General features: G+C 55.3%; 15 protein-coding genes. 14 read left to right on the top strand and 1 reads right to left on the bottom strand.

Annotation, left to right across the window (positions count from 1 at the left end; genetic code table 11):
• Window positions 1-11 precede the first annotated feature (11 nt).
• From DEP07_RS02090 to DEP07_RS02045, 10 genes are all read left to right on the top strand, one after another.
• Window positions 12-1,121 carry a DUF917 domain-containing protein gene (locus tag DEP07_RS02090; RefSeq protein ID WP_287102036.1) on the top strand — a complete coding sequence of 370 codons (1,110 nt, stop codon included), beginning with the start codon at window positions 12-14 and terminating at the stop codon, window positions 1,119-1,121.
• A gap of 3 nt (window positions 1,122-1,124) precedes the next feature.
• A complete protein-coding gene (locus tag DEP07_RS02085; RefSeq protein WP_122966767.1) occupies window positions 1,125-2,498 on the top strand; it encodes a hydantoinase/oxoprolinase N-terminal domain-containing protein in 1,374 nt (457 codons plus the stop codon).
• Window positions 2,499-2,984: 486 nt separating this feature from the next.
• Window positions 2,985-4,310, top strand: coding sequence for a purine-cytosine permease family protein (locus DEP07_RS02080; protein ID WP_287102035.1), 1,326 nt, complete (start codon window positions 2,985-2,987; stop codon window positions 4,308-4,310).
• Between the two features lie 25 nt (window positions 4,311-4,335).
• Complete coding sequence (locus tag DEP07_RS02075) at window positions 4,336-5,433, top strand: DUF917 domain-containing protein (RefSeq protein ID WP_173598563.1); 1,098 nt, start codon at window positions 4,336-4,338, stop codon at window positions 5,431-5,433.
• Window positions 5,430-7,007, top strand: a complete 1,578-nt coding sequence (locus DEP07_RS02070) for a hydantoinase/oxoprolinase family protein (RefSeq protein WP_287102034.1) — start codon at window positions 5,430-5,432, stop codon at window positions 7,005-7,007. The genes DEP07_RS02075 and DEP07_RS02070 overlap by 4 nt, the downstream gene beginning before the upstream one ends.
• A 41-nt stretch (window positions 7,008-7,048) precedes the next feature.
• A complete protein-coding gene (locus DEP07_RS02065; RefSeq protein WP_280648614.1) occupies window positions 7,049-7,765 on the top strand; it encodes an aspartate/glutamate racemase family protein in 717 nt (238 codons plus the stop codon).
• Between the two features lie 28 nt (window positions 7,766-7,793).
• Window positions 7,794-9,044: a cysteine desulfurase-like protein gene (locus tag DEP07_RS02060; protein WP_274874394.1), complete on the top strand. Its 1,251-nt coding sequence runs from the start codon at window positions 7,794-7,796 to the stop codon at window positions 9,042-9,044.
• Between the two features lie 129 nt (window positions 9,045-9,173).
• Window positions 9,174-9,401: a hypothetical protein gene (locus tag DEP07_RS02055; protein WP_122966773.1), complete on the top strand. Its 228-nt coding sequence runs from the start codon at window positions 9,174-9,176 to the stop codon at window positions 9,399-9,401.
• Between the two features lie 22 nt (window positions 9,402-9,423).
• Entirely contained in the window at window positions 9,424-9,735 is a 312-nt protein-coding gene (locus DEP07_RS02050) for a hypothetical protein (RefSeq protein ID WP_122966774.1), read from the top strand.
• Window positions 9,736-9,889: 154 nt separating this feature from the next.
• On the top strand, window positions 9,890-11,320 hold the full coding sequence (locus DEP07_RS02045) for a hypothetical protein (RefSeq protein ID WP_287102033.1): 1,431 nt from the start codon (window positions 9,890-9,892) through the stop codon (window positions 11,318-11,320).
• Window positions 11,321-11,561: 241 nt separating this feature from the next.
• Here the strand turns inward: DEP07_RS02045 and DEP07_RS02040 are convergent, their stop codons facing one another.
• Entirely contained in the window at window positions 11,562-12,113 is a 552-nt protein-coding gene (locus tag DEP07_RS02040) for a hypothetical protein (protein ID WP_122966776.1), read from the bottom strand.
• Between the two features lie 117 nt (window positions 12,114-12,230).
• Between DEP07_RS02040 and DEP07_RS02035 the strand changes: the two genes are divergently transcribed.
• The 4 genes from DEP07_RS02035 (at window position 12,231) to DEP07_RS02020 (ending at window position 16,186) form a co-directional block, all read left to right on the top strand.
• On the top strand, window positions 12,231-12,824 hold the full coding sequence (locus DEP07_RS02035; protein WP_173598560.1) for a TetR/AcrR family transcriptional regulator: 594 nt from the start codon (window positions 12,231-12,233) through the stop codon (window positions 12,822-12,824).
• 36 nt (window positions 12,825-12,860) lie between these two features.
• Window positions 12,861-13,538 (top strand): response regulator transcription factor, encoded by a 678-nt coding sequence (locus tag DEP07_RS02030; RefSeq protein ID WP_122966778.1) that lies wholly within the window; start codon window positions 12,861-12,863, stop codon window positions 13,536-13,538.
• Window positions 13,535-15,337, top strand: a complete 1,803-nt coding sequence (locus DEP07_RS02025; protein WP_287102032.1) for a sensor histidine kinase — start codon at window positions 13,535-13,537, stop codon at window positions 15,335-15,337. Before DEP07_RS02030 ends, DEP07_RS02025 begins: the two co-directional genes overlap by 4 nt.
• A gap of 180 nt (window positions 15,338-15,517) precedes the next feature.
• Window positions 15,518-16,186 (top strand): GDSL-type esterase/lipase family protein, encoded by a 669-nt coding sequence (locus DEP07_RS02020; RefSeq protein ID WP_242774273.1) that lies wholly within the window; start codon window positions 15,518-15,520, stop codon window positions 16,184-16,186.

The raw sequence follows: 16,186 nt of genomic DNA, 5'->3' as shown, positions 1-16,186 counted from the left end.
TGGAGAGTGGCATGTATCTGGAGGAAAAAGACGTGGACTCGATCGCGTGCGGAGCGATGTTTCTCGGCTCTGGAGGAGCTGGCGACACGACCGTTTTGCAAATCATGGCGAAGCAGGCCATTCACGACAACGGCCCGGTCCGGCTGCTCTCTCCTTTCGAGCTGCAAGACGATGCATGGGTCGTCTCGATGTCGATGATGGGCTCGCCCGCTGTCCATTACGAAAAAATGATGTCAGGGCATGAGCTGATCATGGCGCTTCGGCTGCTGGAAGAAGAGAAGCAGATCAAGGCCAGGGCGCTGATCGCTCTGGAAATCGGGGGCATCAATGCGATCACACCGATACTGGCGGCAGCGCTGACGGGTTTGCCGCTGGTCGATGCAGACGGGATGGGCCGGGCTTTTCCCGAGTGCCAGATGACGACGTTTCACGCTTTTGGAGCCGAAGCCAGGCCGTTCATCATCTGTGCCGACAACGGCAAGTGCCAGCGTTACTTGCATCCGTCCACGATTGAAATCGAGCGGGCGGCGCGGATTTCCATGACGAACATGGGCGGTTCGGTAGCATTGGCGAGCTTTCCCATGACAGGCAAGCTGTTGCAGGAAGCCGCGATCCATCATACGTTTTCCGTGTGCAAGCGAATTGGCGAAAGCGTACTGGCGGCAGGAAGCAGCGTGCAGCGCGTCTACAGCAGTCTGGCGGCGGAACTGCAAAACTCGATCTACGGCAAGCCTTGCAAGCTGATCGAAGGCAGGATCGTCGAGCTGCAACGTTATTTGCAGGACGGCTTTTTGCGCGGAGAGCTGCTGGTGGAAGGAAGCGGCTTTCACCATACGGAACAGGTCGAGATCGAGTTTCAGAGTGAATACTTGCTGGCGAGACAAGGAGAGCGGATTGTTGCCACTGTGCCCGACCTGATTTGCATTTTGGAAGCAGACAGCGGTCTTCCGCTCATGATCGACGAATTGGAAAAGCAGATGAAAGTCTGGGTGATCGCCATCCCGTGCCCGATCATCCTCCGTCACCCCAAGATGCTCGATTTCGTGGGGCCGTGGAACTTCGAGGTAGGAGACAGCTACGTGCCGGTGGAACAGCGGTTTTCCGAGGAAGGGAGCGGGTGAGCGATGCTGCGCTTGGGAATTGACGTCAGCGGTTTGCACACAGATGCCGTGCTGATGGATGAAAATGCAGCGATTGTCGCGACTGCCAAGGTGCGCACCTCACCGGACATGCTGTCCGGCATCGCGGAAGTTTTGCAGGCCATCTTGCGGGAAAACAAAGCGTGGAGCAGCCAGATCGCGGATGTCATTATCGGGACGGACTACTTTGAAAATGCGCTGCGCGAAGGAAAGAAGCTGGCAAAAGTATGCTCCATACGCATCGGCCAGGCGAAAAGCATGATTCCTCCGCTGTACGGTGCCCCTGTCCGGTTGCAGGAGGCAATCGGTCTGAGCTCTTGTCACGTATACGGCGGACATGAGCTGGATGGAAGTGTTTCTTTGCGCCAACTGACGCGGGCGGAAGTCGAGCGGGAGCTGCGCGACCTGGATGCTGGACAGGCAGAAGCTTTTGCCATAACAGGAACTTTTTCCCCTGTCAGTCATGCGCATGAAATCCAGGTGGCAGAATGGGTCAGGGAGATTTGCGGCGAGGAGCGGCCCGTGGCTCTGTCGCATGAACTGGGCAGCATCGGCTTTTTGGAAAGGGAAAACGCGACGATTCTCAATGCCGCTCTGTCAAAGCTTACGCACGACTCGCTGTCAGGCTTGCGGGAGCTGCTCGACAGGCAAAAGCTTGCGGCGGAGATTTTTTTGACGCAGAGCGACGGCTCATTGCTCACGTACGAATCGGCTTTGCGCCACCCGATCCGCACGTTTGGCGCCAGAATCTCGGACAGCTTCCGCGGCGCCGCGCTTTTGACCCGGATGAATGACTGTATCGTCGTCGATGTGAGCCGGGAAAAGGTTTGCGTCGGTGTGCTGGAAGGCGGCTTTCCCAAAGAAAGCAGGCGCAATCAAAAGCTGGTGGGAATCCGCCTCAATTTGCAGATGCCGGATACGGCGCTGATTGCGCGCGACGGGCATGAGGCGGTCGACGATGATTTGCTGGATGCGGTCTATCACGCGATCCAGCGTTTTCAGCCGCGCTTCGAGCCGCTTCCGATCGTGTTCGTCGGGCAAGAGAGCGAAGCCTTGGCTGCCTTTTTCAAATACCCGTGGTCTGAGGTGGTTCACCCGCCTGCTTATCCTCATGCCAGCGCGATTGGCGCATGTATAGCGCCCGTCAGCGGCAGCGTCGACCGGATTTACTGGCTGGTGGGGGAAGGAAAGCGGGAACAGATCATCGAGGTGGCAAAAGCGGAGGCGATCCGATCTGCGATCCAGGCTGGGGCTGTGCCGGAGACGGTGTTTGTGCAGTCGGCAGAGACGATCCCGCTTTCGTATATGCCGACGCGCGCCTTGCGCATGAGGGTGAAGGCGATCGGGCAGAGGCGGTAAAAGCGGAGAGAGCGATAAGAGCTGACAGGAAGCGGCTGGCGGGGCTTGGCCGTTCCCCGTTTTTTCGCACAAGCGATTTTCTCAAAGTGATAAAACTGCGAAAATGTGAGAAAGTATGAGAAATGAAGAGAAATAACGGTTTGTCATCAAGGAGAGCTTCGCTGCTTTTCCAGACTGCTCCCGAAATTTTCAACTATATTTTTACAAATATGATAAAAACAGATGCAGCGAATGTAGCTCGCATCTGTTTTTTTGTGCGTATAAGCGAAAACGGGTTGGCATGGGATTTGCTTTTATAAAATTTTCAGATAATACAAAATTCTATCCCTGATTCGTCAAAGGAGCTGCCGCAACATTATCGAGGAAAGCGAGGGCTGCATGAAGCAAGGCTGACAAAGACTTTTGGGCAACGGGCAACACTTTTTTCGCACTTATTCCCTTATTAGATGGATAGGCACACAAACAACATGAAGGAGGGTGAATGTGATGGCGGGTCATTCCAAGATGGCAGACGATTTCTCGCTCACGCGCGTGCCAAAAGAGGCGCGGGTGCCGATGTGGGAAATCCTGGTCATTCGCATCGGGGCTTTTACATCGTTGAGTCAGTTTATTTTGGGGGCGGCGCTCGGATACGGAATGACGTTCTGGGATGCGGCACTGGCGAGCTTGCTGGGATGTATTTTGCTGGAGGTCATTACGTTTTTGATCGGGATCGCGGGCATGCGGGAAGGGCTGTCCACGAGCATGCTGACCAGATGGACCGGATTCGGCAAGTACGGCTCCAGCATGATCGGTTTGGTGATCGCCGTGGCGACGATTGGCTGGTTCGGGGTGCAAAACTCGATCTTCGGTCAAGGGCTGAACGATGCGTTGGGTGGGGCGCTCGGCTTTCCGCTGTCAGCCACGTTGACGGGGCTGTTCGTGACCGCGATCGTCGTTTTCGGCTTCAAATGGCTCGGGTTGACAGCCAAAATCGCGGTGCCAGGCTTTTTGCTCGCGGTTGCCTACGGGATTTACAACGTGTTTGAAAATCACTCGCTCAGCGAGTTGATCGCGTCGGCTGCTCCGGGACCAGCCTTGACATTGGGCACAGCGGCGACGATGGTGGCTGGCAGCTTCATGGTCGGTGCGGTACTCACTCCCGATATGACGCGGTATTGCCGAAGCGGCAAGGATGTCCTCTGGTCCACCTTGATCTCGGTTGTGATCGGGGAAATCGGAATCAACCTGATTGCCGTGCTCATGGCGCATGCGGTCCAAAGCAGCGACGTCGTGACGATTGCCTTGCAGACGTCCGGCTGGCTCGGCGCAGCCACAGTCGTGTTTGCCACGGTCAAGATCAACGATATCAACTTGTACTCGGCATCGCTCGGGATCACCAATTTTATCGACTCGATTTTTGGCAAAAACGTCAATCGCGGCTTCATTACGTTGGTCGTCGGTGTCGTAGGGACTGTGCTGTCTGTGCTTGGCATTTTGGATCAGTTCGTCAACTTCCTGATTTTCCTCGGGGTGTGGGTGCCGCCGATTGCGGGGATCATGGTCGTCGACTACTTCATTTTGAAGCGCAGCCGGGCCATCTTGGAGGAGAGCCGCAAGCGAGGCGCATTGCCTGACACTTGCGAATCGATGAATCCAGTTGCGCTTGCGGCGTGGGCGCTTGGCTTTTTCACAGGCTACTTGTTTGACTGGGGCATCCCGTCAATCAATTCGCTCGTTGCCAGCGGGATCGTCTACTACTTGGGCATGAAGCTGTTTGGTTCCGCACCAGACGCCAAGCTGACGAAATCAGATATGAACCGCGCTGGCTGACATTTGCAGAAAAGGAGAGATCATCGTGAGAAAAATCGGTAAGCAAGAAATTGAAGACATCGCTGTCGGTGCAGCTTTATTGGGCACAGGAGGGGGCGGCGATCCGTACATCGGCAAGCTGATGGCCCTGCAAGCTGTAGAGGAATACGGGCCGATTACGCTGCTGTCTATTGATGAAGTCCCGGACGATGCGCTGGTGGTGGCGTCAGGGGGGATGGGCGCGCCGACCGTTTTGGTTGAGAAAATACCTTCCGGGCACGAGATTTCCCAAACATTCAAAGCGCTGGAAAAGTACATCGGAAAAGAAGTATTCGCGACTTATCCGATTGAAGCGGGGGGCATTAACTCGATGCTTCCGCTGGCTTTGGCCGCTCAGCTCGGCTTGCCTGTCATTGATGCGGACGGCATGGGCCGCGCCTTCCCGGAGCTGCAAATGACGACGTTTTATCTCGATGGCATCTCTGCTACGCCGATGGTGCTGGCGGACGAGAAGGGCAATGTGACGATTATGGACACGATCGACAATGCGTGGACAGAGCGGATTGCCAGAAGCGTTACGGTGCAAAAAGGCGGCGCGGCGACCTCCGCGATTTATCCGATGTCAGGAAAAAATTTGAAGGATAGCGGCATCCACGACATTTTGAGCCTGGAAGAACAAATCGGCCGCGCCATACGCTTGTCCAAGGAAGCCAATCTTGACCCGGTGCAAGAAGTTTTGAAGCTGACGAACGGCTTTGAGTTGTTCGCCGGAAAAGTCGTGGACGTCCACCGCAAAACAGAGGGCGGTTGGGCGCTTGGCACAGCCCATATCGAAGGATTGCGCGAATACAAAGGCCAGACGGTCGAGCTGCGCTTCCAAAACGAACATTTGCTGGCGAAATCGGGAGAGCGTCTGCTTTGTGTCACTCCCGACCTGATCGCGGTCGTCGACTCGGAGACAGGTTTGCCAATCACGACAGAAGGCTTGCGCTACGGGGCGCGTGTCGTCGTCATCGGCATGCCATGCCACCCGAAATGGCGCACGGAAAAAGGTATTCAAACAGTGGGGCCGCGCTACTTCCGCTATGACACGGACTACGTTCCGGTGGAAGAGCTGGTCGGGAAAGGAAGTGTTGCAAAATGACGTACCGGATTGGAATCGACGTAGGCGGAACCCATACAGACGCTGTTCTTTTGGACAAAGATTACCAGGTGTTGGCCCAGACGAAATGCTCGACGACAGAAGACGTCAGCTCCGGGATTTACGCGGCGATGCGCGAAGTGATCGCGCTCTCGGGCGTTCCGCGCGAGCAGATCACGTACGCGATGCTCGGCACGACCCATTGCACCAACGCGATTGTGGAGCGGAAGCATTTGAACGAGATTGCCGTCATTCGCATCGGAGCACCGGCGACGCTGGCGATCAAGCCGCTGGTAGGCGTGCCGGATGACTTGCGCGGACACTTGGGCAAACGGGTCTACATCGTGGCAGGCGGGCATGAATTTGACGGCAGAGAGATCGTCAAGCTGGATGAAGCCCATTTGTATGCAATCGCGGGCGAAATCAAAGGCAAAGTCGATTCGGTAGCGGTGACCTCCGTCTTTTCGCCAGTATCGAAAGAACACGAGCTGCGTGCAGCGGAAATTTTCCGCGATGTACTCGGGGATGACGTGCCGATCTCGCTTTCTTATGAAATCGGCAGCGTCGGCTTGTTGGAGCGGGAAAATGCGACTATCCTGAACGCGGCGATTGTGAACGTGGCAAAATCAACGGCTTTGGGCTTTTTGAGTGCGCTCAAGGCAGAGCAGGTGGAGGCACGCGTCTTTTTCGGGCAGAACGACGGAACATTGATGAGCATCGAGTACGCGATGAAGTACCCGATCCTGACGATTGGCTGCGGGCCGACGAACAGCATTCGCGGCGCTTCCTACTTGTCCGGGCTGGAAAACGCGCTGGTCGTGGATGTGGGCGGAACGACGACAGACATCGGCGTCCTGGTCAATTCTTTTCCGCGCGAGTCCTCGCTGGCGGTCGAGATCGGCGGCGCACGGACGAATTTCCGCATGCCTGACCTGATCTCGATTGGCCTCGGCGGCGGGACGATTGTCCGTGTGCAGGCTGACGGGCAATTTTCAGTCGGACCTGACAGCGTCGGGTATCGGCTGCCGCAAAAAGGGCTGGCGTTTGGCGGCGATACGCTGACGACGACAGATGTCGTCATTGCCCTGGGCAAAGCAAACCTCGGAGATGCCCAAAAGGTAGCGCATCTGGATCGGACATTGCTTGAACAGGTGTACAGCCGCATGGTCGAGATGATCGAGGAAGCGATCGACAAGATGAAGACGAGCAGCGAGCCAGTTCCGGTCATTCTCGTCGGGGGCGGCAGCATTTTGTTGCCGGATACGCTCAAAGGCGCTTCGCAGATCATCCGCCCGGAAAACTCTGGCGTTGCCAACGCGATTGGAGCGGCTATCGCCCAGATCAGCGGACAGATTGATCGCGTCTTTTCCCTGGATGAAAAAGGCCGGGCAGAGACGTTGGAGCAGGCGAAAAGCATTGCCGTAGAGGAAGCGATTGCCGCTGGCGCCGATCCAGCGACGGTGGAGATTGTGGAATTTGAAGATATTCCGCTCGCTTATCTCGGCAATGCCACACGCATCCGGGTAAAAGCGGCGGGCACACTGGCCGGGGTTTTGCAAACGAGCGACAGCAACTAAGCTTCTGAACAACCTACATCACTAAAAAAGAGGGATGACGGATGAAAATCAGAGTGATATTGCCCACGATTATGGATACGTTTAACCAGGAGGTGCAGCAGGAGTTTGCGCAATATGTGGGGAAACAGGTCGAAGTAGACGTGTGCCACCTGGACTACGGGCCGGCGTCCGTAGAAGGCGAGTACGACGAGGCTCTCTGCATCCCGAATCTGCTGGAAAAGGCGATTGCTGCGGAACAGGAGGGCTGCTCCGGCGTCATCAGCTTGTGCTTTGCCGATCCGGGCGTGAAGGCTGCACGCGAGGTCGTAAGCATCCCGGTCGTGGGAGCAGGGGAGTCGTCCATGCTCATCGCCAGCATGCTGGGAAAAAGCTTTTCGGTTGTAACCGTACTCCCGCATGTGATTCACATGATCGAAAACGTCAGCAAAACGACAGGGGTCAACAGCAAGCTCGCATCTGTCCGCTATGTGGACATTCCGGTGCTGGATTTGGTGGACAAGGCGAAAATGGAAGACGCCTTGTTCGCGGAAATGGTGCGGGCGATTGAGGATGACAAGGCGCACGGACTCGTGCTTGGCTGCACGGGAATGCTTGGCGTCGCCGCCTCGCTCCAGGAACGGCTGAAACAACACGGCTACGAAGTGCCTGTCATCGATCCGTCGTTTGCCTCGGCGAAAATGCTGGAAAGCCTGATCGCCATGGGCGTCAAGCAAAGCAGGCTGACCTACATGCCTCCGAGACAAAAGTGGCGGAAATAATTTGCAGACTGGAAAGGGGACAAAGCCAGTGACACGTACCTCTGCTTTTCCTGTGCAAGAAATTCGCGAGCAGTTTCCAGCCTTGCAGCGCACGTACCACGCCAAGCCCGTCGCCTATCTCGATGGGCCGGGCGGCTCGCAAGTTGTGGCAGCGTCCATGCAAGCCGTCTTCCGGTATATGGAGAACGGCGGAGCCAATCTGCACGGAGCGTTTCCTACCAGCCGGGAAACAGAAGCGATCATTGCCGACGCCAGGCAAGCGGTTGCCGATTTGCTGGACGCCGCACCGGAGGAAGTCGCTTTTGGCGCGAACATGACGACCTTGGCTTTTGCCATTGCGCGTGCGCTTTCCCGTTTCTGGCAGCCAGGAGATGAGATCATCCTTTCCGAGCTGGACCACCGGGCGAATGTCGATCCGTGGCTGACCGCTGCGTTGGACCGTGGGGTGCTCGTCCGGTGGCTCAAAGCCGATCCAGAGACGTTGACGCTTGCCACCGAGGAGCTGGATACGCTTTTGACCGAAAAAACCCGACTCGTCGCAGTCGGATTGGCATCCAATGCGGTCGGCACGATCAACGACGTGGCGCGGATCGCTCGCGCTGCGCGAAGAGTCGGCGCTGTCGTCGCGGTGGATGCCGTCCACGCCGCGCCGCATATGGCGATCAGTTGCAAGCAGCTCGGCGCAGACATTTTGCTGTGCTCCGCCTACAAATTTTTTGGCCCGCATGTGGGCATGGCCGTCATTCGCCAATCGCTGTTCGAGTCATTGAAAACGTACAAACTCGCTCCAGCGCCGGGCTACATTCCTGACAAGCTGGAGACGGGAACGCAAAACCACGAAGGAATCGCGGGCATCGCCCCGGCGATTGACTTCATCGCTTCGCTCGGAACAGGTGCCAACCGCCGCGAACGGCTGGCGGACGCTTTTTCCCGGCTGGAAAAGTATGAAAACCATCTGGCTGACGTCTTGCGAAGCGAGCTGCAACAAACAGCAGGCGTGAAGCTGTTCCAGGCTGGTGCGCATGTGCCAAAAACACCGACGATTGCCTTTCGCTTGGAAGGAATCGACCCGGAAGAAGCGTGCTTGCGAATGGCAGAGGAACATAGCGTGTTTATCGCGAGCGGCGATTTTTACGCCTCGCGTCTCGCTGAGCTGGCCGGACTTGCCGACAAGGGCGGGTGGATTCGGGCCGGGATTGCTCCTTACAATACGGAAGAAGAAATCCGGCGGTTGGCCCAAGGGATTGCGCAAATGGTGCGAGCGCGAAAAGAAGTCTGAATCTCCAGAAATGATCGGCGTGTAGGCGCAAGCTGAATCGACGCGGAGCATACCCGGATTCCGGTGAATAAAAAAAGCCTTACCCCGCAAACTATAGATAATCATCAGAAGAGGAAGCGGGGGGAAGGAATGCTCCACTACCCAGGGATTTACTATGCTATTTTTGGCCTGCTTTTTTTGATCGGGCTGTTTTGGACCATACGCTACGCCAAACGCCAGGAGACGAAAGAACTGGACAACAACATCAGCGAAACAACCGTCAAGCACAAGGTACTCGGGAATGTCGGGATGCTGTTTTACCTGGGAGCGTTTGCGGTGCTGCTCGCGATATTGCTGATTTCCGTACTCGTATACTAGCGTTCGGGAGGCGAGAGTAACAATGGACAAAAAAAGATATTACGTCTCGGTTCAGGCAGGGACAATCATGGAAAATCAGGGCGATTCTGCCTACGAGTTCGAAATCGAGGCGACAGACCTGCAAGTACACGCTTTGAAAAGCTTGTTTGAGCAAAGGACAGAAACGGAATTTGACACGTTCATCCGCGGGCATGCCCTGGCTGTCCCGTATCATTTTGACGCGGAAAACGATCTGTACGACGATTGTTTGACGCAAATATACCGCGCCATTTACGAATGCGGGACAGAGGAAACGAAGCAGCATATCCAATCCATGGGCATTCTCAACGGATAGTCCAGATTCAGCTGATTCGTGCACGTACACAGCCCACTTTCATCCGCCAATCATCGGCGGATTTTTTGTTTGGTGGAAGGGATTTCCAGTGCCCGTGTCAAAGAGCTTGTTTGAAGCCTGACCTTGCGGAGAGCGCATAAAGGAGGAAGTGCTTGTGAACAAGTCTTTGGCAGGATTGCCTGATCGCGCGACAATCGCAGGTTGGCAAGCGTACATGAACCAGCTCGGGCCGAGGTTGACGGGGACGGCTGCGCATCAGCGTTTTATCGAATTTTTGCGGGAACAAATCACGGCCATCGGCTATCAAGTTGAAACAGATCGGCACTACTTTCAAAAGTGGGAGGCAGAGCAAGCAAATCTGCACCTGTTGGCGGCTGACGGAACGGAGCAAGAAATCCGCGTCGCCTCGATTTATCCGTATTCAGGCATGACTTCTTCGCAAGGAATAGAAGGAGAGCTTGTTTATTGCGGCAAAGGAAAAGGCAGCTACAAGCATGCGCGGGGAAAGGTTGCAGTCGTCGAGGTAGCGGTGTGGCCTTTGCCCACGACACTTTTGATGAAACAGCGCGCCGTGTTTCCCGACGACGCGAAGCTGTCTTTTTTCCTGCAAAATCCGGTCTTGCAATCGTTTCTTGGCGTGCCGGATTTGAAAAAAGCGAAAGAAGCAGGCGCCTTGGCAGTGATTGGCATCTGGCGAAATATATCCACGGCAAATGCGCGTGACCAATACTTGCCTTTTGGCAATGACTATCAGGGGCTTCCCGGCGTGTGGGTCGATCGCGAGGCGAGAGAAGCTCTACTGGAAGGCATCTCGAAAAAGAAGAGAGCGAGGTTGACGTTGTCCGCCAGTTTGCAGGAACAGGCTGCGAGCGAGACGATTTATGCAGTCGTTCCCGGAAAAACGGACAAGGAGGTCATCCTGGTCAACACGCATACGGATGGGCCGAATGGAATCGAGGAAAATGGCGGCCTGGGCATGCTGGCTATGATGCATTTTTTGCGGAATCAAGCGGAGAAGCCCGAACGAACGATGTTGTTTGTATTCGTGACGGGTCACTTCCAGCTTGAGCAATTCGGACTGAACCATCGTCAGGCGACATCCCGCTGGTTGCGCGATCATCCTGAGCTGTGGGACGGCAAAGAGGGCCACGCCCGTGCGGTGGCAGGGCTGACCCTGGAGCATTTGGGCTGCATGGAATGGAGCGACAATCGGGACAAGACAGACTTTTTGCCGACAGGCCGTATTGCGCCGGAGCTGGTTTATACAGCGAACAAAGAGCTTGCGGCGTTGTACTTGCAAGCTTTGCAGGGACGGAAAAAGGTGCGGACAGTCTTGTTGCGCCCGCGCAATCGCATTTATTTTGGCGAAGGCCAGCCGCTTTTTCAGGAAGGGATTCCGACAGTGTCGCTCATCCCTGGCCCGGATTATTTGTGCACGGCCCCGGATCATGCCGAGGCAGACAAAATCGACGGAGAGCTGATGTACGAGCAAATCGAAACATTCGCCAAACTGATGATGGAACTGGATAAAACCAGCGTGGACAAGATCGGCAAGGTGGAGCCTGAATCGTTTGGCATCTGGTAAGGGAAGCTGGTTTTCTATCTTCTGTCCGGAGCGTAGCCGTATCCGGGGGATTTGCCGACAGGCCATTTTTGCTTGCGCAGCGCATCCAAAAGCTCCGGCCCGACATTGGCGTGGCTTTTATGTCAAAAAAGAACAGCGTCTCAGTGCCGCGCGCACACTGGTTTCGCTGTCCCTGCATCATCGTATCTGTGCCAGCCCGGCTTTGGCTTTTGCCTGGGCGTCGACGGTTATACCTTTACCGTCACGAGCTGGCGCTTTTGCTCCGTTTGGGCCAGACGAAAAAGCTGACGGTAATCAAAAGGTCAATGCCGAGCACGACCGCCCATTGCAGTATCGCCCGCTCCAAAGCTCCGGTCCGTGAGGCATCCCCGACAAAAAAGATCATCGCGAGCAGCAGCCCCGCCCCGATGAGGTAGGCGAAGACGTGCTTGAACCAGCCTTTGGCATACGACCTGGCGTAAGCCATCCCGTACAGCTTCGGCTTTTTCGCCAGTGGCTGCTTTTTTACATAGGACAAAAACTTGTCGTCCGCCCAGCGAATCATGCCTTTGCCAAAAGCGATCGACACGCCGATATAGACAGCAGCCAGCGCATGAGCCATGGTCGCAGTCGCGCCCCGGTACAAGTCCACGCTGGTCACGGCCAGCAAAACGAGGTCGACCACGGGAGTCAGCGCCAGGATGAAAAGCCCCAGCCGCTCTTTTCCCAAGCCATACCGCACGGCCAATCCGAGGGCAATCACGACCCAAAAACCAATTTCACAGGCAACGATCATCCACGCGATCCAGTTCACGTTCACGCTCTCCTTTTTAATACAGATGTATTGTAAAAAGATTTTATCATCTGTTTTTATTTAATACAAGTGTATTGTTTAATTGCTCGTCCCGTTCGGGCTTGGTAAAATACAGCTATGCCAAAACAAATCGATCACGAAAAACGAAGAGAACAAATAGCCGAAGCGACCTGGCGGGTCATCAGCGAGCGGGGAATGGAGGGAGCGACGGTTCGCAATATCGCGGCAGAGGCAGGGCTGTCGCTAGGTGCGCTGCGGCATTATTTCAGCACGCAGGATGAGCTGCTGGCGTATTCGATGAAGCTCGTGAAGGAGAGGGCGACGGCTCGCATCCGCGAGATTATTTCGCTTGATTTGCCGCCGAGAGAGAAGTTTATCAAAACGATTCTGGAGCTTGTGCCTACCAATCAGGAAAAGATGGCGGAAATGGAGGTCTGGTTTGCCTTTACCGCCTACTTTCGCCATAAGCCGGGCGGATTGGACGCGCAGTATGACGGCATTTACCCCGGCTTGCAAAAGCTTATGGACTATGCCGAGCAGTCCGGACTGCTGCCTGCGAACATCGACAAGGAAATGGAGACAGAGCGGCTCTACGCCTTGGTCGACGGGCTTGCGCTGCACGCCTATCTCGAACCGCAGCGCCTGGACGGGCCGAAGGTAGAGCGCGTGCTGATTCATCACTTGTCAGCGCTGATGGCAACGGAAGATTGAGCCATGTCAGGTAAACATGACACGGGGAGAACAGACATGAACAAAAACATCCTGATAGTCGAAGACGAACCGATTTTGCGGGAAATCATGAAGGATTACTTCGAAAACGAAGGCTATGCGGTGCTGGAAGCGGCAGACGGCAAAGAAGCGCTGGCGCTGTTTCAGGCGCATGACGTCCACCTGATAATTTTGGACATCATGCTGCCGGAGCTGGACGGCTGGTCGGTCTGCCAGCGCATCCGCAAAATATCCCGTGTGCCGATTATTATGCTGACGGCTCGCGCTGACGAGGATGACACGCTCTTCGGGTTTGAGCTGGGCGCTGACGATTACGTCACCAAACCGTACAGCCCGCCTGTTTTGCTGGCGCGGGCCAAACGGCTGCTGGAGAGAGAGGCTTTTTTGGCTCCGGCGGGCGAGCGCCTGTCTGGCAGCGGCATCACGATCGACTTTTCTTCGCGCACAGTGGCAATCGGGGAGAAGCAGGTTGATTTGACGCACACGGAGTTTGAAATCCTCGCTTATTTGCTGAAGCATAAAGGCATGATTGTGTCCCGGGAGCAGTTGATTACGAAAATATGGGGGTACGACTTTGCCGGAGACGATCGCACCGTGAACAGCCACATTCGCAATTTGCGCGCCAAGCTGGAAGAGAAGGCGTCCTGTATCGTCACCGTTGTCCGGTCCGGGTACAAGTTCGAGGAGCGGGCATGAAAAGCAGTGTTGTCACCAAACTGTTCATCTGGACGACCGCTTTGTGCGTCCTGATCCTCGCCGTGATTTACGTGGGACAGACCGTTTTTTTCAAGCAGTTTTACATCAACCAAAAAGTCGCGGACGTGCAGGCAAGCTTGCGGGCGTTTGAGCAGGAGTACGCCCAAAAGCGCAACGATCTCGAAGCTGTCCGGCAACTGGAGCAACAGTTTTACCGCCAGCACAACACATGGGTCACCACGCTCGATCAGCTCGGCAACATTCGCGATGCGGCCGATTTTTCCGTCGAAGTCAGGCTGTTCCCGGAAAAGGGCAACCCTTTTGCCAATCGGACATTGGTCCTTCCGCTGTACGGCCTCTTGAACGCAGAAGACCTGTACCAGCGTAGCCGCTTCCTGCGTCCGGGTGAGATGGTCGCCATCGATGTGTTTCAGAGCGGCGAGGAGCTGGTTCCGTATCGGCTCGAAGTGGAGTACGACAAAGTCTGGTTCGAGAACAAATATTTTGTGAAAAAAGAGCACGAGATCATCTCGAAAAACCCCAATCCAGCCGAGAAGAGCGAAGCATTTCCGAATAGGCTGCTCTACGGGACCATCACGCAGGCGCACCTCCCGGACCAGGGGGAAACGCCGCGCTTTTTGTACAGCAATCCGGCCTTTGTCGACCGGATCAAGCAGTTTCAGGCGGACTTGCTGGTGAATCCGGAAAAGGCGAAGCCAGCAGGACCGCTGACGTATCAGGTCGCAGAAAACGCGATCTCGTACCAATTGTTCGTCCAGCCTGTGCATTACGCGAACGAGCAGCCGATTTACCTTTTTGCCATGACATCGTTGCAGCCTGTAGATGAGGCGATCAGCATGATCGAGGATTACTACGTGTATCTCATCCTGTTTGTGCTCCTGCTCATTCTGCTCAGTTCCTTCTACTATTCGAAGCAAATTGCCCGTCCGCTGCTTGCGATCAACCAGACGACGAAAAAGATGGCCAGCCTTGATTTCTCCGAGAAAATTCCCGTCGTCTCCCATGACGAGATCGGCGACCTCTCGCGCAGCATCAACCAGCTCTCGGAGCGGCTGCACGCCTACATCGAGCAGCTTCAACAGGATATCGAAAAAGAAAAGCAGCTGGAGCATACGCGCAAGGAATTTATCGCAGGCGTATCGCATGAGCTGAAAACGCCGCTGTCGGTAATCCAGAGCTGTCTGTCGATCGTCAAGGACGGGGTCGCGAGCCATAAAAAGGACTACTACTTCGAGGCGATGGAAAAAGAAGTGAACAGGATGGACTTGCTGATCATCGACATGCTGGAACTGGCGAAGTACGAATCAGGAACGTACAAGATGCAGCGGGAGCCGTTTGCGCTGCACGAGGTGATCGAGCAGGTTTGCGACAAGCTGCGCCCGGACATCGAGGGCAAACAACTGCATCTGCACAAACAGCTTGTGCCTGTTGTGGCAGTCGCCAATCAACTGCGCATCGAGCAAGTCGTCGTCAATTTTTTGACCAATGCCATTCGCTATACGCCGGAAGGGGAAGTCGTCGTCGTGTCCATCCGCGACGAGGGCCGGATGGCACGGGTCAGCATCGAAAACAAAGGCAGCCGTATTCCCGAGGAACAACTGGAAAAAATCTGGGATCGCTTTTACCGCGGAGAGCCGTCCCGCCAGCGTTCCACGGGAGGAACCGGACTCGGGCTGGCTATTTGCAAAAAAATATTGGAGCTGCATGACGTGCCGTTCGGCGTGTGCAATACGGAGGAAGGCGTCGAGTTTTTCTTCCTGCTCCCGAAAAACGAATAGCATTCAAGCGCAGAACACGTTTCTGCGCTTTTTTGTTCTGGTCGTTTTTATCCATTTTTTACGCCGCGTCGATTTGTTCTGCATCTGATCTTGATCTCGGCCCTGTACGCTCTTTGGGTAGACAAGGCAAGCATTGCATTGCGCATTGCGCGTCATTTTCAAAAAGAGAGGGAGAGAATCATGAAAAAACAAGCTTTGGTCATGTTGCTGGCAGGGAGCATCGGGTTGTCGCTTGCCGCATGCGGAAATCAACAGGCAGAGCAGCCCAAGCCTGCCGAGCGAGGAAGCGCGGGAACAGCCGCAGGGCAGACAGCGGAGCCGACGTATCGGTCGTTGTTTCAAACAAGCGTATTTCTCGGCGATTCGATCACGGAAGGCTTGTCCTTCCACGATGTTTTGGATGAGGCGAATGTAGCGGCAGGGGCAGGCAAAACGGCTGAATTTGCGCTGGAGGATGTCGAGGAGATCGCCAAGCGCAAGCCTGAGCGTATTTTCATCCAATTGGGATCAGATGACATCCTCTGGCCGACAGACGATCCCGTGAGCTATTCGTACAAGCATTACGCCAAGCTGATCGACAGTCTCAAGGAAAAGCTGCCCCAGGCGAAGCTGACGATCTTGTCCGTGACTCCCGTAACGGCGGAGGCAGAGAAACAGGAGCCGCGCTATCGCAACATTGCAGCGTACAACAAAGGGTTGCAGGAGCTGGCGGCCAAGTACGGCGTGGAGTTCGTCGACGTGTCTCCGCTGGTTGCTGGCAACGAAGACTTGTACGATACAGACGGGATTCACTTCAAGGGCAAATACTACAGGCTGCTGCTCGATTACTTGAAAGACCGCCTGAACTGA

The organism is Brevibacillus sp., assembly GCF_003521185.1.
In the GTDB taxonomy this organism is placed as follows: domain Bacteria; phylum Bacillota; class Bacilli; order Brevibacillales; family Brevibacillaceae; genus Brevibacillus; species Brevibacillus parabrevis.
The sequence above is the reverse complement of the archived record's forward strand: the minus strand, read 5'-3'. Positions and strand labels throughout refer to the sequence as shown.

What these genes read in the sequence shown, in the direction of transcription:
- DEP07_RS02090 (WP_287102036.1), top strand. Translation starts at nt 12, where the DNA reads ATGTATCTGGAGGAAAAAGACGTGGACTCGATCGCGTGCGGAGCGATG.
- DEP07_RS02085 (WP_122966767.1), top strand. Translation starts at nt 1,125, where the DNA reads ATGCTGCGCTTGGGAATTGACGTCAGCGGTTTGCACACAGATGCCGTG.
- DEP07_RS02080 (WP_287102035.1), top strand. Translation starts at nt 2,985, where the DNA reads ATGGCGGGTCATTCCAAGATGGCAGACGATTTCTCGCTCACGCGCGTG.
- DEP07_RS02070 (WP_287102034.1), top strand. Translation starts at nt 5,430, where the DNA reads ATGACGTACCGGATTGGAATCGACGTAGGCGGAACCCATACAGACGCT.
- DEP07_RS02065 (WP_280648614.1), top strand. Translation starts at nt 7,049, where the DNA reads ATGAAAATCAGAGTGATATTGCCCACGATTATGGATACGTTTAACCAG.
- DEP07_RS02055 (WP_122966773.1), top strand. Translation starts at nt 9,174, where the DNA reads ATGCTCCACTACCCAGGGATTTACTATGCTATTTTTGGCCTGCTTTTT.
- DEP07_RS02050 (WP_122966774.1), top strand. Translation starts at nt 9,424, where the DNA reads ATGGACAAAAAAAGATATTACGTCTCGGTTCAGGCAGGGACAATCATG.
- DEP07_RS02035 (WP_173598560.1), top strand. Translation starts at nt 12,231, where the DNA reads ATGCCAAAACAAATCGATCACGAAAAACGAAGAGAACAAATAGCCGAA.
- DEP07_RS02030 (WP_122966778.1), top strand. Translation starts at nt 12,861, where the DNA reads ATGAACAAAAACATCCTGATAGTCGAAGACGAACCGATTTTGCGGGAA.
- DEP07_RS02025 (WP_287102032.1), top strand. Translation starts at nt 13,535, where the DNA reads ATGAAAAGCAGTGTTGTCACCAAACTGTTCATCTGGACGACCGCTTTG.
- DEP07_RS02020 (WP_242774273.1), top strand. Translation starts at nt 15,518, where the DNA reads ATGAAAAAACAAGCTTTGGTCATGTTGCTGGCAGGGAGCATCGGGTTG.